Below are 23194 nucleotides of genomic sequence, written 5' to 3'. Positions count from 1 at the left end.
CTCAGCGTACTCCTCTGTGCTTTCCAAAAAAGAAGCTAATTCACACAACAAAAAAAGAGGCGGCTTCTGCCACCTCTCTTGATCATTATGCTTATTTTTTACAATGCTGACTGCAAGTCTTCGATCAAATCCTCGAGATCTTCAATTCCAACTGAAATCCGTACCAAGCCTTCGGTAATACCAAGCTCTGCACGACGTTCTGCCGGAATGGAGGCATGCGTCATACGTGCCGGAACGCTAATCAGACTTTCAACTGCTCCCAGGCTCTCAGCTAGTGTAAAATACTTCACTTTTTTCAGAAGTGCAACTGCGTTGGCATCGCTACCTACATCAAACGAGATGATGCCGCCAAAGCCTTCAGCTTGAGTTTTGGATAGCTCGTGCTGTGCATGGCTCTCCAAACCAGGGTAGTACACCTTACTAACCTTCGGATGCTTTTCCAAAAAGGCTGCAATTTCATTTGCATTTTTCTCGATCGCTTCCATACGCAGACCCAAGGTTTTGATACCGCGGATCAATAACCATGAATCCTGCGGACCGAGAATACCGCCAATGGCGTTTTGCAGAAAATGAAGCTGCTCGCCCAACTCTTCACTGTTGACTACAGCCAGACCGGCTACAACATCACTGTGTCCACCCAAATATTTGGTAGCAGAGTGAACGACGATATCAGCGCCGAGTGTTATTGGCGTCTGCCAGTAAGGGGTCGCAAATGTATTGTCCACAATCAACAAAAGCTCATGCTTTTTCACCAGCTCAGAAACTGCACGGATATCAGTAACTTTCAACAGCGGGTTCGTTGGTGTTTCAACATACAACGCCCTCGTATTTGGACGAATGGCTTTGGAGATAGCCTCCAAATCCGTCGTATCTACAAATGTGGACTCAATTCCGATCCGACTGAGCACTTTGCTTACAATACGGTAAGTGCCACCGTACACATCGTCAGTCAGCAAAATATGATCCCCTGCTTTAAATAAGGAAAATACCGCATGAATTGCTGCCATCCCCGAGCCGAAAGCAAAACCACGTTTGCCCTCCTCCAGTTCCTTGATCAGCTCCTCCAGCGCAAACCGGGTCGGATTGCCTGTACGCGAATATTCGTATCCTTTATGAACCCCGATCTCCTCTTGCTCGTAAGTGCTTACCTGATAAATAGGAACGTTAACCGCGCCAGTATGAGGATCAGTAGGGAGTCCACCGTGAATCAGTTTTGTTTTGCGTTTCATTTTATATCCCGCCTTCATATATTTTTTTGCTCAGATAACGTTCACTGCTATCCGGGAAAATAGTGACGATATGAGCACCATCCGGTGCGCTCTCTACTTCCAGTAAAGCAGCGTGCAGAGCAGAACCGGAGGAACTGCCCACGAGAATCCCTTCACGTTCGGCCAATTCCTTGACGCGGTTAAATGCATCCACATCGCTAATGGTATGAATGGCATTAAAATACCCTTTATCCACAAACTCAGGGATCAATTCCATGCCAATTCCTTCTGTTTTATGTGGACCTGACTCGCCGCCATTCAAAATGGACCCTTCAGGCTCTACGATGACCGTTTTAATGGCAGTATTTTGCTCCTTTAGATAACGCGAGGTGCCCATAAATGTGCCTCCCGAGCCTGCTCCTGCCACGAATACGTCAACTTTACCGTCCAGATCGTTCCAAATTTCAGGTCCCATTGTCGTATAATAAGCCTCTGGATTATCAGGATTGCTAAATTGCTGCGGCAAGTATGCGTCTTTGATTTCAGCAGCCAACTGCTTTGTTTTTTCAATGGCTCCCTTCATTCCCTCACTTGTCGGGGTATGAACGATACGTGCGCCCAATGCCTTCATTAAATCCTGTTTCTCTTGGCTGAACTTCTCAGGCACAGCAAAAATAACCGAGATATTATAATGAAGCGCGGCCATCGCTAGACCAATACCTGCATTGCCAGCTGTTGCTTCTATCAAAGTCCCGCCCGGCTTCAACTGACCTGTCTTTAACGCTTTTTCAATGAGTGCCTTTCCCACGCGGTCCTTTACACTACCACCGGGGTTCATAAACTCCAGCTTGGCGAACAGGCGAATTCCTCTGGGTAGGGAATAGCTATTCAGCTCCACTAACGGCGTACGCCCAATGAGTTCAAGGGTATTGCGATATACATTCATAATTTCAAGCTCCTTTTAATGGCGAATCCAAAATAAACCAACGGTCAAAAATTAGCGCCCATTGTCGGAGAAATTCGCTGTCTTCTCCAAAAAAACATAGTAATGCGGTAAGTATTGATGCAATAAGATTTTATGTGTATTTGAAGCTTTTGTCAAATGGACCAGCCACAACACCCACACCCTAGATATCCTGCCTCGATATGATGGAGAATAATCTCTCAAAATACCCATTTCTAACATAGGAGGATGTCATCGATGGGTAAGCAATGTTTAAAGATCGCTGCCGTATATTTTGCCCTCGGTGTGCTGCTTAGTGTAATCATTGGCGTGTCAGGTGATTCTAGCCTGTCTTCTATTCAGTCCCATATCCATCTGCTGGGTTGGACGACTCTTGGGCTCATAGGTCTAATCTATGTGGTCTTTCCCGCACTTTCAGTTACGATTCTGGCACGTATCCACTTTTGGATACATAATATCAGTCTGCGATGTTAATATTGGCGATTATAGGTAAAAATTACGCGATTACAGAGGCTGGAGTGTGGGTCGATATAGGGTGGGTATTGTTCGCGACGGGTTCTATGCTGTTTATGGTAAATGTATGGGACAGACTGCGTTAGAGCAAATAACTTTTTTCACTAGGCATAGAAAAAAGGAGCCCGATCATGCCGAGGCTCCTTGATATCCTTCATTATAGGTTGCAATATTTAGTATATTAGCTAAGTGTCCTTATTGTTAACTTACTGCTTCATCCTGTACATGTTCTTTACAGAAGTTTTCAACTGCTTGCAGCTCATCATCTTCAAGTTCAAGCTCGATGTAACGATCCGTTACTTTTTCAAACAATTCATACTTCAGCAGCCCTGTCTTTTCTTCGTCAACTAAATAAAGAGCACGGATATATATCCCGTTCTCAGTGTATAGCTCGTCGTCTTCCTCTACCTCAACCTCAATAATAAATTCATAACGCTGTCCACTCAAAATACCAAAAGCATCTTTAATTTGATCTACTGTATAGGCTGTAAAATTCAACATGTCTTTATTCCCTCCGGATTTCCTTCAATTACGGTGCATTCTACGCCTGCAGGCAGTAGTTGTTCAACTTGTGTGCGTACCTCCGGACGAGTCAAGTCCTGACCCATGATCGAGATCAAGCCCTGATCACTACGCGAGCGGATTAGACGCCCTATGCCCTGTCTGAGCCTAAGTGCCATGTGGGGCATGTCTATCTCAGTAAATGGATCTGCTGCATCCTTGCGCAGAGCTGTAAAAACTGGATCATTTGGAGGAAATGGTAACGACCAGATGATGACATGCGACAGGGACGGTCCAGGGATGTCCAACCCCTCCCATAATGTAACAGCACACAATACACTTTCCTCATCATTCTGAAAAGTTGAGATCAAATGGCTGATTTCAGCCGAACCTTCATACAGAAAACGATAGGCGGATGCCTCAGGGTAAGCAGCAAGACCCGTTTGGAATGCTGTCAGTTCCTCCTGAGAAGGAAACAGAATGAGTGCTCTTCCCTGTGATTTCTCCAGCAGTGTCAGCACTCGCGGGATTGGATTATATCCTGCTTGCAGCGGGTACAGTGCCGCTTGCATCTGATCACTGTAGTCATAAGGTGAAGCAACGGAAAACGTGAGCGGGTTTTCAACGCCCAGGCTTTGCGCCATATAGTCAAATGAGCCCTCCACGGAAAGTGTTGCCGAAGAGAATACGATCGGCATACGCTGCGCAAATACTCGTTCTTTGAGAATCTCTTTTACCATCTTCGGCATAACCACAAGCGTTAATCCATCCTGATCCTCCGTCACCCATGAAATGAGAAGTTCAGGACGCTTAAACAAGGCCAAAGCAGTTTGAATCATTTCCAAATGCTCTTCTACAATTTTGACTTGATACTCATCCAGCGAGAATAACCCACTTTCAAACACAAGCTCTTCCTCGATCGTGCCGATCAGTTCACCAAAACGGTTCACCTCCCGAATCAACGACTCATTCAGGATAAATTCCTTACGATTAGACCCCTGTACTGGCTGACTGTTCTTATCGAGCGCAGCAAACAAAACCTCACTTTGGGAGATTGCATCTTCGATCGTCATCGCCAGTGATTCCCGCACTTCCCCCTCTAACAACCGGGTAATAATAGACTCGAATTGAGTGTGCTTAAGCTTGTAAGTAAGCGCATTTTGTGCCGCTGTCTCCAGCAAATGCCCTTCATCAAACACAACAGAGCTGTGCTCCGGCAGCAACGGCAGCTGACCCTCGCGCTTTCTTGCTTCGTAGGTCCATACATGCTCCATATAAAAGTCATGAGAGCAGATGACCAGATCTGCCGCTTTGCGGTAATGATCACGAGACAATGTTTGTCCACAACGATGCCGCTGATGACAAACGAGACAGTCTTGGAATACATCCCATCCAAGTCTGCTCCACTGTCCATCGGTTAGATCGGGATACTCTTTCCGGTTCCCATATGGAGTGAAAGACTGTAACGTATCTGGAAAATGAACAAAATCAGGCAGACCCTGGTAAATATCGCGGAAAACATCCGCGTCCTCGTCCAACCCGCCTCGCACCTCGTCCAGCTTGTTCAGGCAAATATATTGATCCGGCGACTTCCCCAATCGGGCATCAATCGTCAAGCTTAAGTGCTGTGCCAGCTTGGCAATATCTCCTTCTGGCTTCACCAGCTGTTCAATCAATGATTCATCCGCACAGGCGATAACCGCCGGTTTTCTCGTATATCGGGCATACGCAATAGCGTACAGCAGGTATACCAGCGTTTTGCCAGTACCTACACCTGCTTCCGCAAAAATGGTCTTTTTTTCCTTATAGGCACGTTCCAGCTGAAATGCCATATAAATTTGTTCATCCCGAACCTCAAAGCCGACTTCAGGCAAAACTTCATAAAATACATCTGCAATCCAGTCACTTGCCTGCTCAATAAACGGCTTGGACGGATCAAAGGCAAAAGGATAAGTAGTCAATCGGGCTGTGCCTCCAATTCGTTCATAATGTGCATCCTTTCATTATAACGCAAAACAAGCTAAAAAGAACATGTAAACTGTAAGAATAACTTACATTTTTTATTTTGTCACAATGGAATTTTTTCATGACATAATGAGAAAACAAAGAAACCAGCGAATGCTTTTAGGCATTGGCTGGTTTCTTTTTCACTTTTGCTGCATCAAATCTGGAATTTGTTCCAGCATCGTTTTTTTATTATTCACTTTATATTACATAATATTCCCTCTTCTGCGACGACATTTCCCTTAATTCGTGATATTAGAAGCCACTGGTTGCAAGGGCGAGTCCTGCTCATATCGTCGCAACTCTTTTTTATTTACAACCAATGTATTGGCACATAAATCGTGCACTCCTTGTTTTTTCGCCGTAAAAGCAACCACAATGTAAATAATATGAATAAGAATAAAAGAAATGACTTTAATCCAGTACCGTCCGGACGCGTGTAAGAATCCTAGGCGGTTTCCTTTGCTGTTAACTACAACTAGAGAAAACACAAGCTTCCCTGGCGTAGCCTGTACTTTCGATGATTCCAAAAAAACACAATATAGCCATGGTAGCACAAGCCAAAGAATCAGCGGCATCCATATTAAAAATTCTAGTATGAAACCCGTCTCCTCTATATCCAGAAGAACTGGAATTACGGAAAATGTCCCCCCAACTAAAAGAATTATGGCAAAGACAATGATCAGATCAATGATAAACGCTGCCGTTCTTACCCAAAATCCTCCGTAAATCTTTCTTACGCTATCACTTGTTGCTGTCATAATGATGTAACTCCTTTACATTCGTTAAAATCCATTTTATTCCTTTACCAAGGAGATATCATAGGCTCACTTCCCTAAATTGTCAATTTACGAATAAACACTCATAAACAAGTAAAAGGACCTATTTTCATGCATCAAAATGAAAATTTTAATAGAAATAAAGAGCTCATATACTATGCTATTCATCTGTTCGGACTAGAAATTAATACCGCTGGGGTTCTTTATCTACCTATATGTAGTACTTTGGCATCTAATTAAATTGAGTCTTTTTCACACGCTAAAAAAACACAGCGTATGCGTAAACGAGATTACACATACGCTGCTTATTATTCATTCTGTGCATTTGACAAGCGACAACCCGATTGGAAATAGGGTTGTCCTGCCCATCTGACTCACTATGCTTCTCGCTTTTCAACACTAAACAAACCTTCCTCACCACGCAGCTTTGCCAATGCTTCGACAAAGAAGTAATCGCCGTAGATAATAGGCACATTGATGTGTCTTTGCTCAGGATAATGTACGGTTCCGTTCATCAGCAATCCCTCATGTTCTTCGCCCCATGACGTACACGTATGATGCAAACCTTTGAGGATGGATTCTGCAGCTTTTGTAAATTGCTCTGCACGTGCCGAATATTTTGCCAGTTCCAGCAAACCACTGGCGGCAATGGCCGCAGCTGACGAATCCCATGCTTCGCGGTGCCCTTCCTCGGCTCTAAAATCCCACACAGGCAGGCAAGCGTCGCCCAACTGGGATAGGAAAAAGTCAGCCGTGTTCTCGGCCACCTTTAAATAACGCGGATCGCGCGTGTACCCGTATGACAGCGTAAAACCGTACAGGGCCCAAGACGTGCCGCGTGCCCAGGCGGAACCGGGAGCAAATCCCTGTCCGCCATGCTCAGCGACCTTTTTTCCAATCGCCGGATCGAACTCAATCACATGCGCGATGGAGCCGTCCGAACGAACGAACTCACGTGCCACGGTATCTGCATGCTGAACAGCAAGAGCAGCAAAGCGTGGATCTCTGCTTTCCTCTGAAGCCCAATAGAGCAAGGGTAAATTCATCATACTGTCTATAATCGCAACACCTCGTGTGTCCATGTCTTTTGAATGGAAGTTCCACGCGCGAATAAAGCGGCCATTCACGTTAAAACGGGCCGCCAGCAAATTAGCAGCCAACAATCCCCGTCTTCTGGACTCTGAGTCTCCAGTCAACCGATAGGCGGCCACACCGCTGAGCAGCCAGATAAAGCCAAGATCATGATCTACAGCTTCACTATTGTAAAGTATTTTTTCCAATCGGGCCTCGCAGCGTTGTGCAATTTTGGCGGTCTCCCCGTCAGGACGTGCCCGGTGGGCCAGCCATAACAGGCCGGGATAAAAGCCTGCTGTCCACCACGCTTCCTCACAATTATCATAACGTCCACCCTCTGCAACATGTGGAAAGGCGTCCCCCAGTCTTTCCGCCAAGGCATGCGTTTTATCCAATGCCAGCTCCCATGATTGCTCCAGCCATGCTTCTGATTTTATCATTCTTTTCCCCCTCCACTTCCACATGTTTGAAGATAACTACAACTCCCGACCTAAACTAGTCAGGTAACCGAATGATAAAGGAAATGCAACTGCCGTCACACTCCAGACGCGCTCCCTTAAGTAAACCATTTCGGCAAGCTACCGAGGTCAATTCTTCCGGCCATACCACATTTGTTCCTTCCGTCGTGGGGATAACTTCAAGGCTTGCGCCCGCATATTCTACTCGAATGCTTTCAGTTTCCTCCCCAGCTGCCATTACATGATGAATCACGCTTCGTTCCCGACCGTCATACGCCATTAATGGAATAAGGGCCCCCACATGCTGAATATTACCTTGAAGCTCATACGACACTTCAATTTTGCCAGGTACCTGACGGTAATGCGTTCGGATTTCCCTCACTCCCGGGAATGGACCTTCCCACAGCAGAGTAAAATCGGTCTCTCCAGCAGACGCTGAGCTGCGCTCCAACTGTACGTTTCCTCCGCCATCCTGCGGATCAATTCCTCCATCCCGGTCAAACTCCAATGTACCGGGGATTCCTTCTGACAAGCTATGCCACTTTCCATCCTCGGTTTGCCAGGCTGGTGTATAGCTCAGCGGGAAAATATCTCCCTCTGCGAATCCCGTAAAGCCGCGATCTGCGTGTCCTGCCGAGGACGGGCCGATCAGAGACGGCAGTGCAGAACGTTGGATACGTACGATACCCGGAATATTGTATGGATCGTTGATTGAGGTTTGTACAAGCATTTGCTGTCCATCTACAGCTGCAATGACGGTCTGAAACCAGCCGTCCGTTGCCAATACCCGACTGCCAATCTCTGCCGGGATAAAGGTTGGCGGAATACGATCAATCTCCTTCCCATGTAGAAGGGTATAGGCCAGTGCAGCTGCCGTCCACAGACTGTAGCAGGTATGATTCGAGTACACCTCAAATCCATGCCGTGCCTCCGACGAATAATGGTTGCGGACGATATGCAGCTTGCCATCATCGTTCTGCCAACGGGCAATGGATTGCCAGCATAGATCTACCGCCCGCCGAAATGCACCTGCAAGGCCATACTCGCCTGATGTATACGCCTGCTGCGCATGTGTTGTAAAAACAAAAGCTGCAGCCGCTTCGTTCCATTGGTGCTGTGCACTTCTTCCACGCGGAGGAATTTCCCCATGCGGGGATAGAGTCAGCAGTGAGCTGAGTGCGCCCCTGCGAAGGTAGTCACGCACTTCAGAAGCACAGCCGCCATTATATCCGCTCTCCAGCATCACACCCAGATGAAACCGTGTGACAATATCGTAGGCAAATGGGCTATTAGGCCGATCCAGTGGACCATCTTGGTACAACCCCAAACCAGTAAAGCGAGACAAATGGTAGTTGCGGATATACGTCTCCATCCACTCAGAATCAGCTGCAATCCCTTCTGCGGCACGCAAAAACTCGCCGGAAATCATGATTGCGTTCCAGTTGATCATCCGGTTTGGATTCTTCATTTTGTTCATCGTAAAAATGTAGGTCTGCTCAGGCTGAATCCTGCTCAATTGCTGCTTCCATGCCATGGCTTGCTCTGGCAGTAGATTTTTAAGGATACGATACGCACCCATCACCATAATTGGAAAAAAGTCCGGGTGTTGATCCGGTGCTTTTCCCTCCACTACACAGGCTATGCTATGTGTCAAGGCTGCAGCAGCAGATCCGAGTAAATCATGCCGGCCTTTTTTGACCAGCACCGCCGCAGCCAACGCATAGGATGGAGTGGAGTAATACCGTTCACTTTCAGAATGAGGGTCAATGATAGCTCCGTTTTCATCTTGATATGAGGCATATGCACGAACCAGCTTTTCCAGCACAGTCAGCTTACGTTCGTGTGTCCATTCGTCATTTTCTCGATTTGGTGCGCTTTCCACCTGTTCTATAAATCTCTCCAGTTCCGTCTGCCAAGGGTATACGCTGCTTGTATGAAGCTTATTCATTCTGTATGCCTCCCATTCAACATGAAGATTGATGTATGGTAAAAAACAGATTGCAATCGATGCTTGCTGAACCGTCCCAGCGATTGGAGCCCAGTTGCAGCAACGTTTTATAAAACACAAAGGGCACTCCCTCATGATCTATATGCTTTACAGCCTCCAACCTCTGCCTCAGTACGCCAGCATCATAATCTAACCTAACCACGGTATTCGTTCCCCTCCATTCCACGAAGCCTGCTCCTGTATGGGGCTGAATACGGCTGATCAAAAGCTCCTCCACATCCCAAGGGTTCACATTTATGCCAGACTTCTCAAACTCAAAATGATCTGTGACAGTAAGCCTTGCTCCCTCGTTTCCCTCCGGTACACTCCAGGCAAAGGAGCGGGTGAAATTTGCCAATTCATCTACAGGATACGCAGATGTCAAATCAAGTTTAAACCTTGTAACTGTCTGTGCTTCCTCATGCTCATCCATATCAGCACCCAACACAACCGCCCTTGCCTTTGCTCCAGATTGCTGTGTGGTGCCATTGATGATGGGCACAGAATGACCGCTTGAGGAAATATTGATAATCGACTCCCGTCCTGGTGAAAAATAAGCTTTCGTGTACAAGCCTGCTCCCAGATCACAGAGTACATTTTCGCCACCGCCATGAAGGATGAAATGCCCAAGGTCATTATGATTGTGTGGCTCATTGTTATGTCCGGCCTTGGCTGAAAATGCAAGTATGGCACCTGATTCACCCTGCTGTCTCCCATATCCACCTTGACGGGAACTGTCGCTACGGCACACCAACCACCCGAGTTGCGGCAAATAATCGATTACGGCTTCACCGCATCCATAGGCCACAGGATTCGTCCAAACCAGGTTGCGCAATACATGAGCCCAGCGGCGACACGGATCTTCCAACAGGCCAGGGACGCGGAAAGGGAGTGTAGATGGGCTCCCTCGCAAAAAATTCACCTGAGAGATGAGTCCGGAAGGCAATCGTTCCGTTTCACTACTGTCTGAATAATTAGCGAAAATACCGTCTGACAGGTGGACCCGTTCTGCGAAGGCTGCGATTTGCCTTACCTTTTCCGAGTTCACAATATCCACAGCCCCCTCGGTAAACTCACGCAGCATATCGGCAAAATACATAAAATAACCAAAGCCATACACCCAGTAGCCTACGCCTTCAGGACATCCGCCGTCCTCACTGTAGCCTGCCAAAAAACAATCGAGCGCGCCCAGCATGTGCTCGATGGCTACTGCTCTGGAAAGGTCGTCTTTTTCCAGCAGCAATGCAGCAATCCCGCAACCGGAGGCACATACTGCCGACCAGTTATGCTCTGCCGCTTCCCAGCCAAAATGACGGGGCTGCCAAAAAACAGGTTCCAGTATGCGGCGCTCGACCTCTTTGTGTACCTGAACGATTACGTGATCAGCCAGTCGCTCTCTGAGCAGCAATAAAATTTCCACCAGCATTTGCGCTGTTTCGGACGCGAATAAATCCACCTGCTGCCAAGGCGGTGTTGCAGTGTCCTCTTCGTTGACATGTGCAGGAAGCGCCCAAGTGTACTCGCTGCATATGTCCAGCAATCCGTTTTCTACCTCTTCCATGTTTCGAGGCACTGGATCAGCAACAGCTGCCAGCACGATAGCAACCAGACGTCCGCGCCGTTTAAAGTACACATCCTCATACGGCTTGCGCTCCCCTGTATTAGCAAATTGCCTGAACAGAGACGGTGGTAGTTCAGGCCATGGTGCTTTCCGAGCATCATTACAGATACGTTCGATGTCCTTCCAAAGCTCGGCGTATGCTGGTTCCTCAACCGTTGCCCGCAGCCTTTGAGTCCAATTGCTCCTTAAGCGTTGTCTTGCTGAATCCTGCACTTTGCCAGCCAGCGCGTTGACGAGCCGCGAAGCAGGCCAAGCCTCCTTCAGAAGACTCATTCGCATTTCCTCCCCATGAGAAGCATTCGTTCCACCTTTTTTGTTAACGCTTTCATTGTATCTAACAATCAGCCTAAATTCAAAGGGGTAGGAATATATTTGAAAAATATAAAAAAACCTCCACACCACGTTATGGGGTCAGCCCCGTCCCTGTCGTGGTCATGAAGGTTCTTATTTTATGTTCTTGCGTTCTGTACAGGTTCGCTTGATCTGTTTTTCTAAGCTTTAGGCTTCTCTTGTTTCCAGTTTCTAATCCCGTCATCCTCTAGAATCCCCAATGCAGCATCTGAAATATTAGGATCACGTAGCAGAGCGTCCTCAACTCTGAATTTAATATCATCAGCATCTGCCAGCGTCATGCCCGAAGTAAGCTCGATTACCCCTTCGACGTGATAGTAACGTCCCTCCTGCAAAATACGCATTTGAGAAATATCAGTCACATGTGTATCTGCCAGAATAATGGAAGCTACACGTTCTTCGATATCAGGAGGTGCAGATACACCAATCAAGCCCACCATATTGTCATAACCGACCCGAAAAGCAACACCAACCATTAGACAACCGATGAGAATACTTGAAATCCCGTCTAGCAGTTTAAAATCTGTCAGCGATGTGATCACTACAGCTAGCAAGGCAAGCACCCCGCCTGTCGTTGCCACCAAATCCTCATAGAACACCAAACGGGTTGGCGGCGCAGCACGCCCCACATGACGAAAAGCAGAGGTAAAGATGCCTAGCCCTTTGGCTTCCACTCTGGATTCATGCAGCACCTCTTTCATCGCTTTGCTCCATACAAATCCATCAACCGCCAATGACAAAACCAAGACTCCTACATTAATCCAAAATCCTTGCGCGGATTCGGCCGGATGCTGCAATAAATGAATTCCTTCCAATACAGTTTCATAGGCCATAATCGTTACGACAATAACAGCAACCATACAAAAAAGATTAATTACCCGTCCGAAGCCGGTAGGGAAACGTTTCGTAGGTTTTTTCTCTGCCAATACACTACCCGCAAATACAAACATTTGGTTCACTGCATCCGCTATGGAATGCATCATCGTAGCAAACATAGAGCCGCTACCTGTCAAGGCAAAAGCAATCCCCTTAACCAGGGCAATGCCGGTATTACCCAACGCCGCCGAGCCCGAAGATTTATTTCCTTTTTTGACCATACTCCAAAAGGAGTCCTCTCTCTGTTTCACTTCCATCTTGCAGCTCCTCCTGAGGTATACATAATCTGACATATTCGCATGATGTAATCGCTTGTTATGTATTATTTTTAACCCGTCCATATTTTACCTAACCATTAGAAGAGAAGCAACATAAACAATGATATGCATCCCATAAAAAAACAGCTAAAAACATGCTCCAGATTCTAAGGAGCATGTTTTTTTCTCTAGTATTATTTTTTTCTATTATTCAACCATAAGTATGTGAGCCAAAACAAAGATGTCAATATACCGGCGACCACTGATAATTTCAGTATGATTCCAAAGTAGGATAACATCGGATTTGGTGCATACGCGGTTGCTGACATGATCATGCAAGACAAGCCGACGAAGATTATGGAGACAGCAATTGTCCAATCCGATTTATTCATCATTCACCTCTATGTTTTAAAGCGAGCTAATAAGACGAATCATCCCATTTGTAGCCTATTCCCCAAACCGTTTTTATAGGGTTATAAGACAGTTCAGCAAACTGCAATTTTTCTCGAATGTTTTTGATATGAGTATCAATCACTCGATTTTCTCCCAAAAAATCGTTTCCCCATAAGCGTTCAACGATAGCGTCCCGTTCGAACGTTCGTTGTGGATGCTGGACTAATAATTCTAAAATATCATACTCCTTTTGTGTTAAGTCGATATTTTCGTTCAGCACCACTACCTGCCGCCGTTCCGGATAGATGGTTAAATCCGGGAACGTAAGCTTCTGCTCCCTGACCACAGCATGGGCTTGATGGCTAGAGCGTCGCAACAATGCATAAATTCGGGCAATAAGTTCTTCCGGGTCGACAGGCTTCACGACATAATCATCCGCCCCTATGCCAAGTCCCAGTACCTTGTCCTTAACCTCACCTCGAGCGGTTAACATGAGTATTGGAACAGGCGCAATTTCTCGCATTTTCTTGCAAACCTGCCATCCGTCCATATCCGGCATCATAACGTCTAATAATACAACGTCATGCGTTTGGCTCCTAAAAGCCTTCAAACCTTCACTTCCGTTAGATGATTCGGTTACGTGAAACCCTTCGTTACTTAAATAAATGCGAAGAAGATTTCGCATATTCCATTCGTCATCGATCACAAGCACTCTTAACTGACTCACGCCTATTCCCCTACCTTAATGAAGTCGTTGTCCCTACATCAGCATAACAAACATGAGAACAAGTATCCATTTGAGGTTATATTCCTGATTTTGCATTTTTAGATGACTTTAAAGCTACTTGACACTGCTTCAACATTTCCGAGCCTTCCTTACCTACCATCATTTTTTGCATATTCTTCTGATGATCCATCATCCCCTCCATGTCCATATCTTTACTCATAGATGCGTGCATACCTCCATTTTCATTCATCATACTCATCGTAACGTTTGACATATGCCCATGGTGGGCTGCTTGATCAGACTTAAGCGACTGTTCACTACCTTTAGCTTGACTGATGTTCCATTGACTCACCAGATTAAATCCAATTATTGGCAATACGATCATTGCCGCAAGCAACCAGTATTTCTTTTTCATCAGTTATTCGCTCCGTTTCGTCTCATTTTTTCATTTATCTAAAAGCTATCATCTATGAACCTTCTCATGTATCTGATTTAATTGCTTCTGTATTGCCTGGTTTTCCTTAACAAGAGCCTCATACTCTGATCGGCTTACCGCATCTTGTTCTTCCTTTCTTTTACCATGACCATGATGTCCTTTCATGCCAAACATCATAAAAATCATCATGATAGGGCATGCAAGCATAAGCAGCCAACTCCAATCCATGCTAATCCCTCCTCTCTGGGCGTCTTGAGTATAGCCCTTAATTGTGTGGTTTTTATGAGGAAATTCTTATAATTAAAATTTGTGGCAACTTCATACTTTCCACAAGATTGTGACCTATAATGCGTCTTATTAATAATAGAAGGAGGAAATACGTCATGAATAAAGCTTTACTTGGAAAGACAATCCTGGGTATATTTGTGCTCAGTAGCATCTTGGCTGGTTGTTCAACAGTTAAAGACGCTAAATCTACATCAGTATCTAAAGAAACCGCGTCCACAGCAGTATCATTAAAACAAACGGTTAAGCCCACTGAATTAAATGGTGAACAGGCAACCTTAACGGCTGAGGCCAGTAACCTGGAAGTAGAAAAAGGAACGTCCCTTCCGGTTTGGACGTTCAATAACTCAGTGCCAGGCCCCCAAATCCGAATTAAAAAAGGAAAAACCGTAAACATTACCGTGAAAAATCAGTTAACAGTGCCCATCTCCTTGCATATCCATGGATATCCTGTACCTTTTAAAATGGATGGTGTTCCGGGGATCACGCAGAATGCGATTGCTCCAGGCAAGAGCTTTACTTATACCTTTAAAGCAACGGTTCCCGGCACGTACTGGTATCATTCCCATCAGGACAGCGTCAATCAGGTCGATAAGGGACTTTATGGTTCCTTTGTTGTGGAAGATGAACTGGTGAAAGCGGATCGGGATTATACGTTAATGTTGGATGAATGGATGAGTTCAAGCTCGGAGGGTGATCATGAAGGCATGAAAAATATGGACATGAGCATGCACGGCATGGATCATTCCTCAACCAAAACCGACTCAAGCGGCCAAAATGAACAACCTACCTCTACTCAGCCGGGACATGATATGAGCATGTATGATCTCTATACGATAAACGGCCAAACTTATAATAGCTTGCAGCCGCTGCAAGTCACCCAAGGAGACACCGTTCGTCTGCGCTTGATTAACGCCGGATATTTGAGTCATTCGCTTCATTTGCATGGACATCGTTACCGTATCATTGCTACCGATGGCAATCCTGTCTCTGATCCGAAGTGGGTAAAGGACAAGCTTCTTTCGATTGCCCCCGGTGAACGGGTGGATATTGAATTTCAGGCCGATAACACGGGAACGTGGTACCTGGAGGAGCACGGTTCCAGCCCAAGGATTTCGAACATGAAGCAGCGTATTCAATACACCAATGAGCAGGGAACAAATGATCAACCCGATTCATTAACGAAACTGCCTGCAGTAGATCTGACAAGCTACGGAAAATCGCAAGCAGGACGGTTTTCGTTGAATGATGTGTATGATGTAAGCTACACCATGAATCTGGGAACCCGTGAACAGCAGGGAAAACAGGAATATACGATCAATAACAAGGTGTATCCTGACACGGAGCCGCTTTCTGTACAAACTGGAGATAAGGTGAAAGTCCGTTTTGTAAATACATCTGCCAACGATGACCATCCTATGCATCTGCACGGTCACACGTTTCAAATCCTAAGCAAAAACGGAATTCCGCTTAAAGGTTCCCCCGTATATAAGGACACTTTAAATGTTAAACCTGGAGAAGAATATATCGTAGCGTTTACAGCCAATAATCCCGGTGATTGGATGTTTCACTGTCACGACTTACATCATGCCTCTGCTGGTATGGTAACGGACCTGAAATATAATGATTTTCAAAAAACGTTCCAACCTGATCCGAACTTGAACAACACTCCTGAATAGTTCCTGAATAAAGCAAATTTTTGCCCAGTACAAAAGCCAGACTTCCTTATCCAGGAAATCTGGCTTTACATTCAAGCAGCTTTTTTCTATATCATTCCTGTTTATGCCAAAGGAAAGGACAAACGAAAGACGGTCCCTTGTCCCATTGCACTCTCTACCTCAATCGTCCCTCCTTGCAACTGCACTAATTTTTGGACAATGGCAAGGCCAAGTCCCGTACCTCCAAGCTCCCGCGAACGGGACTTTTCCACCCTGTAGAACCGTTCAAAAATGTAAGGAAGCTCATCTGGAGGAATTCCTGACCCTGAATCGGAGATCATAATAACCCCGAATCCATTCTCTTGCTGTAAAGTAAGTTTGATCGTCCCCTCTCTGGTATAACGTATGGCATTATCAAGCAAGTTTAAAAGCACCTGTTCCAAGCGGACAGGGTCGACAAGACATCGTGGTATCATTTCCAGAGCGGATACCAATTGTAGTCCCTTTTGCTCCGCTTTTATTCTTACCTTATCTACCGACTTTTCAATAGCTCGCCTTACATCAACGGATTCCAAATGGAATGTAATTTTCCCTTCCTCCATTTTGGCAAGCTCAAACAAATCGTTAATGATCACCGTTAATCGATGAGCTTCATCAGCTATAATGTGTAAATATTGTTGTTTTTCTTCTTCATGATCCACGAGTCCACTGGCCAGGACATTCGCATACCCCTTGATATAAGTGACAGGAGTTCGAAGCTCGTGAGAGACATTCGCAAAAAATTCTGAGCGCGAGTCACGATATCGTTTGAGTTCCATAGCCAAGTCATTAATCGCGCCTGACAATGAGCCTACTTCGTCATGGGAACGGACGGGAAGACGTACTTCCAATTCTCCTTTTGCTATGTTACGAGTAGCCGCTTCCATCTCTACTAAGGGAGCAGACAGCTTTTTGGCAAGGATAAAAATACAGCCGAGCGCCAGCAGCAGTGTACCAAAACCTGCAAAGCCAATAAGGTAACGAACAGAACGGATCGATTCTATCATATGTTCTAATGAACTCACGACATAAATCCCCTTGATAGCAGGATTTTCCGAACGGTTAACCGGGATACCATGCAATAAATACAACTGATCACCTGCAGTAAACTCTTTTTCAATTTGCTTCCCCTGAAGCAATCGTGTATTTTCCCACACATTCGGCCATTCCTGAATCTTTTTCTGCTTTGTAGAAGACATGTCAAGAAATTGACCCTGCCCATTCACTAGATAAATGTTAGCTTCGGAGAACTCGGCCATCGTTTCCACAGCATAGATTCGATCACGAAGCATAACGGATAAGTGCAAAGCCAGCTCATTTGCTTCCTCATGTGCTTTTTTCGTATAAAAGTTGCTGAATAGCTGGTTGATAACCACACTAAGCAAGACCAAAATCACAAGAAACAAACTAAACATGGTGAGACTGAGTTTTAAATAAACCTTATTCCATTTCATGCGATCCTCCTTATCCTGCATTCACAAATTGACCACAAAAAACACATGAATTCTCTATAATTTTTCGTTACTTTAATAACAAGCTTCAACATACTGTTTTAGGGAGGTAAAAGTGTGACCCAAGAAATAATGAATCAGGCCTTACAAGGCAATGTTAACAGATCGGTGCTGGATTCGCATGGCTACACAGAAATCGTTTTTGAATTTCCTAATAACCAAGAGGTAAAGAAATTGTTTGTCAAACGCCTCGCAAACTACGAAGCGAAGAACGATCCTTACGATTATGTGATCAATCCGAATTTTAACGGAGTTGTCTACCCCTCTATTCTTTTCGAAATCTTTATGACACCCAAAACAAACATCCTGGTACAAAAATCAGTTAATAACCAGGTTCAATTTAAAGACGGTCAGATTATTCAGGAACAGGCCATGATTAAAAGGATAGACTTGATCGTTTACCCTAACTTGAACAGTGCAAGAAACATCCTGCCAGATTCTCTTTTTCAATCCGTTGCAGCGACATTATCGCTCCAAGATCCAACAGGTGTCCAGCCAGCATTGGATGAAATGTTTCGTCAAGAGCTGTAACTCCAGAGCAATTATGCTTTGGCAAACAAAGCAGCCAGCCGACCCGTAGTACGAGGAAGGCTGGCTGTTGTGTTATCAGGAGCTATACCCGGTGGTCCATCGGTAAAGAGAACAGATATATATTGATTACTGCGAGCAAAATCATTAGCGCATAATAAGGCAGCAACTTTTTCCAGGAAGCCCTATTCCCTATGCGATACACGGTATAGGTTGAACCGACAAGACCCAACAGAATAACAAGATACTGCATAAACTGTACAGTACCCACAGAAGCCAATGCCAGGTCTCCGGTTAATGTATAGCCAAACAAATTACCCGTATTGAACCAAATGGCTTTTCCTTCCGTGAACATGTGGAAAAGATTATGCGCCAAGTGACCAGCCAAGTCAAGCGGAATAACGGCGTAACCAAAACGCACGAAATTCTCTTTTACTTTCTCAGATGTTCCTTTGCTGGCAGTTAATTTCGCTGTCCCCCACAGCATGGCGATTGGAATCATCATGGAAACCACAAAAGCAACCGTAAAATTCACCGGGTAGTAGGTAGTTTGCGTGATCTTGCTAATGACTTCTAAAATATCTTGCCAAATTCCTAACATCGTAAGATTTTGTACAAAAACGATTCCCATAATAACCGCTGCCAAAAATGCATGTTCGGCTTTTGGTTTTTTGATTCCCCACAGCTCTGCAGTCGGCGTTCTCGGGGTAATACGGATGGAATTGTTGGGGCATGACTTCACGCAGTTTCCGCAAAGGTTGCAATCCGCACTGTCATCCATTGTACGGACAAATTGAAACATGGGACATCCTTCTGTCTTGCCGTCACCTTTAAAACAGGATTGTGTCTTGCAGGTTTTGCAAACGTCAGGTGTTCCCCGAAGCTCCAGAATACCTGAACGGGAATAGTTGCCCGCTAATCCTCCGAGAAAGCAAAGTGTTTTACAAAAGGTTCTTCTTTCGAAAAATACGGAAGTACCGACAACCATCGTCGTCAGAACAAGAAGCAGATATCCGGAACCGCGCGGCGATTCAATGATCCCCCAAATGTGATCGGACCATGTAATCATGATGAAAAAAATATCAATCATCCATATTCCATATTTCTTTAAAAACTTCGGCATCGGCCTTTCGCTCCCGACCAGCTTGCGAACAATGTCACTGATTTTACCAAAAGGACAGACTGCGCACCAGAAACGACCCAATACCAGAAAAATAATAGGAATGGCTGGCCACCACAGCACCCACGTCAATGAAGTTCCAAAATTTCGACTGGGATTGACCGTTCCGGCAACCAGTTCATATACAATAACAGAAAATACGATCATAGCCGCCCACTGGAATATTCCGGGATACCATCGGCTCTTAATAAAGGCTTTTACAAACGGAATATCCAACAAATTATATTTCTTTTTTTCAGGCGGGATGCTCACCTGCTGCGTTTTATTGGCCGGGTTGATCATGCTTGAGCACGCCCCTTCTTCAGTAACCATTTACGACAGGCTCCATAGAGGATAGATGCCAACATAATGCCTGCAAATGTGCTTAACACCGGAATATTTGGAGGTGTTTCTACTACTATTTCCTCACCGTGTCCGCCATGCCCGCCGTGTCCACCACTTTCCGCAGATGTATTAGGGCCAACTGAATCTTTACTGGTGCCCATGTCCATATCCATGTTCATGTTTTGGTGTTCCTCCATAGTCATACTGTGGGAATTAGTCCCATCCATCTGCATATCAGAAGTCATTTCTTCTTTTGCCGGGTTCTGTAGCTCTTGTACCGTCTCGTGCCCTGCTCGTCCATGCTCATCGTGTTTTGTAACCTCATCTGCCAACGCTGTGCTGACAAACGAAAGGAGTCCAATAAGCACAACGATGATTCCACATCTTTTCATTCATCTCTTCCTTCCTTATATGAGTGCTTTAATCTGAGTTATTGTAAAAAGAAAGTGTGTAGAAACTATGTAGAAATTGCGCGAATTACATTAAAACCCAAAAAAGGATGATGTTTCAAGATATATTCAAATTTCTCTAGCACATCAAAAAGCCGTTGATCTAGCAGAACCGTTTCATTGTCCTAAACGGTCTGCCGTGTCAACGGCTGCAAAACTGGCTGACATAACTCTGTTCATTCAGCCAAATGGCAAGCCACCCAGTGATCTGGACGAGCTTCACGATAAAGCGGGATCTCTTGGGAACAGCGCTCGATTGCAAAAGGGCAGCGAGTATGAAACTTGCAGCCCGAAGGCGGATTCACCGGACTCGGAATATCCCCCTTTAGCAAAATGCGTTCCCTTTTCAGCTTCGGCACCGGAATAGGCACAGCCGACAGCAATGCCTTCGTATACGGATGCAACGGATTCCCAAATAGTTCGTCACGCGAAGCTGTTTCGACCATAGAGCCTAGGTACATGACACCAATACGGGAACATAAATGCTCCACTACACTCAAATCGTGGGAGATGAACAAATATGTCAGACCTCGCTCGGCCTGCAATTTGGCAAAGAGGTTAATAACCTGCGCCTGTATGGACACATCCAGCGCTGACACCGGCTCATCGGCGATGATCAGATCCGGTTGAAGCGCTAGCGCGCGGGCAATGCCGATCCGCTGACGTTGGCCTCCTGAAAATTCATGGGGGAAACGGTCGATATGATATTCCGACAATCCGCACAGCTTGAGCACATCCAGCACGATTTGCCGGACCTCCTCTTTGATAGCTATACCGTGGTCGAGCAGCGCCTCTCCAATGGCATCTCCAATCCGCACACGCGGATTAAGCGAGCTGTACGGATCTTGAAAGATCAGCTGAATTTTGGGACGAAGTTCCTGCATCCCTTTGGCTGACAAGCTGTGTAAATCCACCCCTTTGTATTTTACGGTACCCTCCGTTTTATCCGTCAATCTAACAATCGTGCGGCCCACCGTGCTTTTACCGCTCCCCGATTCTCCCACCAGGCCGAAGGTTTCACCCTGACGGATCGTAAAGCTAATATCGTCTACTGCGCGCACGTGTCCTGTAGTACGATTCATAAAACCGGACTTCACCGGGAAGTACGTTTTTAAACGGTCTATTTCCAGCAACGGCTCAGCCATGAACAACCGCCTCCTCATACAACCAGCAGGATGCTTTCTGCTGAGCTGCAACTTCTTTTAATGTAGGCTCCTGTATACGACAAATGTCCATGCAATGCCCACAGCGGTCATGAAAATAACAGGACGTCGTCAGCTCTAGCGGATTAGGCACCTGCCCAGGGATGGAATACAGCTCCTTTTGGCGCTGATTAAGCACCGGTTTGGACTTGAGCAAACCCTGTGTATAGGGATGTTTGGGGTGATTGAATAGCTGCACCACTTCGCCTTCCTCAACGATCTTGCCCGCATACATCACAATGACGTAATCAGCCATCTCTGCGACCACGCCTAAATCATGTGTGATGAGCATGAGCGACATATTGGATTGGGCTTTAAGTTCACGCAACATGTCAAGAATCTGTGCCTGGATCGTTACATCCAGCGCCGTGGTCGGCTCATCCGCAATAAGCAGCTTGGGACTGCAAGAAACGGCAATGGCAATCATAATGCGCTGCAGCATCCCCCCGCTCAGCTCATGCGGATAGCTTTTTAAAATCTGCTCCGGTCGGGATATACCGACCTGCTCGATCAACTCCAGCGCCCGCTTACGGGCTTCCTTTCGGCTCATCTTTAAGTGCTCCATTAGCGGCTCCGACAGTTGTTCTCCAATGGTCATAACCGGATTTAATGAAGACATCGGCTCCTGAAAAATCATGGAGATTTCATGCCCGCGAATGGTGCGCATCTCGTTTCTAGTTAGCTCCAGCAGATCGGTTTCCTCAAAACGAATACTTCCACCTGCCACTTTACCACCGGGACTCTGAATCAGCCCCATGATCGACATGGCGGTAATACTTTTGCCACAGCCCGATTCACCGACAATGCATACCGTCTCCCCTGGCTTCACACGAAAGCTGATATCATCCACCGCTTTGACCGTTCCTTCTTCTGTATAAAAATGAGTACTTAAATGTTCAATAGAAAGTAAATTATCCATGGTGTATGATCACCTACCTCTTATGTTTCGGGTCGAGTACATCCCGCAGCCCGTCACCCAAAATATTAATAGCGATGACTGTAGCAAAAATAGACAGACCTGGCGGTATCCACAACCAAGGCCGTTGCTGAAAATCCAATACATTGTTGGCGGCATCAATCATATTGCCCCAAGTCGGTGTCGTGGGCAGCACGCCAAGACCAAAAAAGCTAAGTACAGATTCACTCAAGATAGCTCCGCCAATATTCAATGTAGCGATAACGATCAGCAACGGCAAAATATTCGGCAGCAGGTGCTTAAAGAGCTTTCGGCGATTCGATAGTCCCAACACCGTCGCAGCTTGCATAAATTCCCGTTCCCGCAAACTAAGCATCTGACCTCTCACCATCCGTGCAATCCCCGGCCAGTTGACCAGACTCAGCATCAACATGACGATATACATCCGTTGATCAGGCGGAACCTTCCAGTCAGATAGCAGCGCCCCCATAATAAATAGCAACGGCAAACTGGGTATCGTCAGCAACAAATCGGCAATGCGCATAATGATTTGATCCATAATTCCGCGAAAATAGGCGGATATAACTCCCAGCGTCGCTCCTAAAACGACAGACAACACCATAGAAGCCAAACCCACCGTAAGAGATATTTGACCAGCCTGCATCACACGTGTCAGCACATCCCGTCCCAGCTTGTCTGTTCCTAGCCAGTGATGGATATTCGGCGCCTTGTTCATTAATAATATGTTTGTTTTGTTATCGGAATAAGGAGAAAATAACGGACCGATAAAACAGAGCAAAAACATAAATACCACAACAAGCAGTCCAGTCATAGCAAGCTTGTTTCTGAACAGCTGCCGGAGCGCTTGCTGCCACATTGAAGATTTGGTACTTATCCGCAGTCTGCCGTTGCTCTTGCTCAAATTACTGCTCACGGATGACATCCCTTAGCCC

The 23194-nt window shown here is 45.9% G+C and carries 21 protein-coding genes; 3 read left to right on the top strand and 18 right to left on the bottom strand.

Annotated elements, in window-relative coordinates:
- Window positions 1–98: 98 nt before the first annotated feature.
- Window positions 99–1229: a bifunctional cystathionine gamma-lyase/homocysteine desulfhydrase gene (locus tag FKV70_RS13010; RefSeq protein ID WP_142613085.1), complete on the bottom strand. Its 1131-nt coding sequence runs from the start codon at window positions 1227–1229 to the stop codon at window positions 99–101.
- 1 nt (window position 1230) lies between these two features.
- Entirely contained in the window at window positions 1231–2154 is a 924-nt protein-coding gene (locus tag FKV70_RS13005) for a PLP-dependent cysteine synthase family protein (RefSeq protein ID WP_142613084.1), read from the bottom strand.
- Between the two features lie 255 nt (window positions 2155–2409).
- Between FKV70_RS13005 and FKV70_RS13000 the strand changes: the two genes are divergently transcribed.
- Entirely contained in the window at window positions 2410–2646 is a 237-nt protein-coding gene (locus FKV70_RS13000) for a hypothetical protein (protein WP_244310723.1), read from the top strand.
- A gap of 240 nt (window positions 2647–2886) precedes the next feature.
- On the opposite strand, the gene FKV70_RS12995 is transcribed toward FKV70_RS13000, so the two are convergent.
- From FKV70_RS12995 to FKV70_RS12950, 10 genes are all read right to left on the bottom strand, one after another.
- Window positions 2887–3186, bottom strand: a complete 300-nt coding sequence (locus FKV70_RS12995) for a DUF6509 family protein (RefSeq protein ID WP_063212713.1) — start codon at window positions 3184–3186, stop codon at window positions 2887–2889.
- Window positions 3180–5147: an ATP-dependent DNA helicase gene (locus tag FKV70_RS12990; protein ID WP_142613083.1), complete on the bottom strand. Its 1968-nt coding sequence runs from the start codon at window positions 5145–5147 to the stop codon at window positions 3180–3182. The genes FKV70_RS12995 and FKV70_RS12990 overlap by 7 nt, the downstream gene beginning before the upstream one ends.
- A 285-nt stretch (window positions 5148–5432) precedes the next feature.
- Entirely contained in the window at window positions 5433–5951 is a 519-nt protein-coding gene (locus FKV70_RS12985) for an RDD family protein (RefSeq protein ID WP_142613082.1), read from the bottom strand.
- Window positions 5952–6346: 395 nt separating this feature from the next.
- Entirely contained in the window at window positions 6347–7483 is a 1137-nt protein-coding gene (locus FKV70_RS12980) for a glycoside hydrolase family 88 protein (RefSeq protein ID WP_142613081.1), read from the bottom strand.
- Window positions 7484–7538: 55 nt separating this feature from the next.
- Entirely contained in the window at window positions 7539–9449 is a 1911-nt protein-coding gene (locus FKV70_RS12975; RefSeq protein WP_142613080.1) for a glycosyl hydrolase, read from the bottom strand.
- A 16-nt stretch (window positions 9450–9465) separates the two neighbouring features.
- Window positions 9466–11382, bottom strand: coding sequence for a heparinase II/III domain-containing protein (locus tag FKV70_RS12970; protein WP_142613079.1), 1917 nt, complete (start codon window positions 11380–11382; stop codon window positions 9466–9468).
- A gap of 218 nt (window positions 11383–11600) precedes the next feature.
- Window positions 11601–12593, bottom strand: coding sequence for a cation diffusion facilitator family transporter (locus FKV70_RS12965; protein WP_142613078.1), 993 nt, complete (start codon window positions 12591–12593; stop codon window positions 11601–11603).
- A gap of 418 nt (window positions 12594–13011) precedes the next feature.
- Window positions 13012–13713 carry a response regulator transcription factor gene (locus FKV70_RS12960; protein ID WP_142613077.1) on the bottom strand — a complete coding sequence of 234 codons (702 nt, stop codon included), beginning with the start codon at window positions 13711–13713 and terminating at the stop codon, window positions 13012–13014.
- A 76-nt stretch (window positions 13714–13789) separates the two neighbouring features.
- Entirely contained in the window at window positions 13790–14128 is a 339-nt protein-coding gene (locus FKV70_RS12955) for a hypothetical protein (protein ID WP_142613076.1), read from the bottom strand.
- A 48-nt stretch (window positions 14129–14176) separates the two neighbouring features.
- Entirely contained in the window at window positions 14177–14377 is a 201-nt protein-coding gene (locus tag FKV70_RS12950) for a DUF2933 domain-containing protein (protein ID WP_142613075.1), read from the bottom strand.
- Between the two features lie 155 nt (window positions 14378–14532).
- On the opposite strand from FKV70_RS12950, the gene FKV70_RS12945 reads away from it, so the two are divergent.
- The gene (locus tag FKV70_RS12945; protein WP_142613074.1) at window positions 14533–16113 is read left to right on the top strand and encodes a multicopper oxidase family protein; all 1581 of its coding nucleotides are present in this window, start codon (window positions 14533–14535) and stop codon (window positions 16111–16113) included.
- Window positions 16114–16214: 101 nt separating this feature from the next.
- Here FKV70_RS12945 and FKV70_RS12940 read toward each other — a convergent pair whose 3' ends face one another.
- Window positions 16215–17585, bottom strand: coding sequence for a HAMP domain-containing sensor histidine kinase (locus tag FKV70_RS12940; RefSeq protein ID WP_142613073.1), 1371 nt, complete (start codon window positions 17583–17585; stop codon window positions 16215–16217).
- 114 nt (window positions 17586–17699) lie between these two features.
- Here FKV70_RS12940 and FKV70_RS12935 point away from each other — a divergent pair, with 114 nt between their 5' ends.
- Window positions 17700–18173 carry a hypothetical protein gene (locus FKV70_RS12935; protein WP_244310722.1) on the top strand — a complete coding sequence of 158 codons (474 nt, stop codon included), beginning with the start codon at window positions 17700–17702 and terminating at the stop codon, window positions 18171–18173.
- Window positions 18174–18255: 82 nt separating this feature from the next.
- Here the strand turns inward: FKV70_RS12935 and FKV70_RS12930 are convergent, their stop codons facing one another.
- From FKV70_RS12930 to opp4C, 5 genes are all read right to left on the bottom strand, one after another.
- Complete coding sequence (locus FKV70_RS12930) at window positions 18256–19662, bottom strand: 4Fe-4S binding protein (protein ID WP_244310721.1); 1407 nt, start codon at window positions 19660–19662, stop codon at window positions 18256–18258.
- Window positions 19629–20066: a hypothetical protein gene (locus tag FKV70_RS12925; RefSeq protein WP_142613072.1), complete on the bottom strand. Its 438-nt coding sequence runs from the start codon at window positions 20064–20066 to the stop codon at window positions 19629–19631. Before FKV70_RS12925 ends, FKV70_RS12930 begins: the two co-directional genes overlap by 34 nt.
- Before the next feature lie 233 nt (window positions 20067–20299).
- Complete coding sequence (locus FKV70_RS12920) at window positions 20300–21268, bottom strand: ABC transporter ATP-binding protein (RefSeq protein ID WP_142613071.1); 969 nt, start codon at window positions 21266–21268, stop codon at window positions 20300–20302.
- On the bottom strand, window positions 21261–22244 hold the full coding sequence (locus FKV70_RS12915; protein WP_063212406.1) for an ABC transporter ATP-binding protein: 984 nt from the start codon (window positions 22242–22244) through the stop codon (window positions 21261–21263). The genes FKV70_RS12920 and FKV70_RS12915 overlap by 8 nt, the downstream gene beginning before the upstream one ends.
- 13 nt (window positions 22245–22257) lie before the next feature.
- Window positions 22258–23184 carry an oligopeptide ABC transporter permease gene (gene opp4C, locus FKV70_RS12910; protein ID WP_063212407.1) on the bottom strand — a complete coding sequence of 309 codons (927 nt, stop codon included), beginning with the start codon at window positions 23182–23184 and terminating at the stop codon, window positions 22258–22260.
- Window positions 23185–23194: the final 10 nt, after the last annotated feature.

The sequence above is a fragment of the Paenibacillus ottowii genome (assembly GCF_006874425.1).
GTDB lineage: Bacteria > Bacillota > Bacilli > Paenibacillales > Paenibacillaceae > Paenibacillus > Paenibacillus ottowii.
Note: the sequence above shows the minus strand (reverse complement) of the source record. Positions and strands in the feature narration are given on the sequence as shown.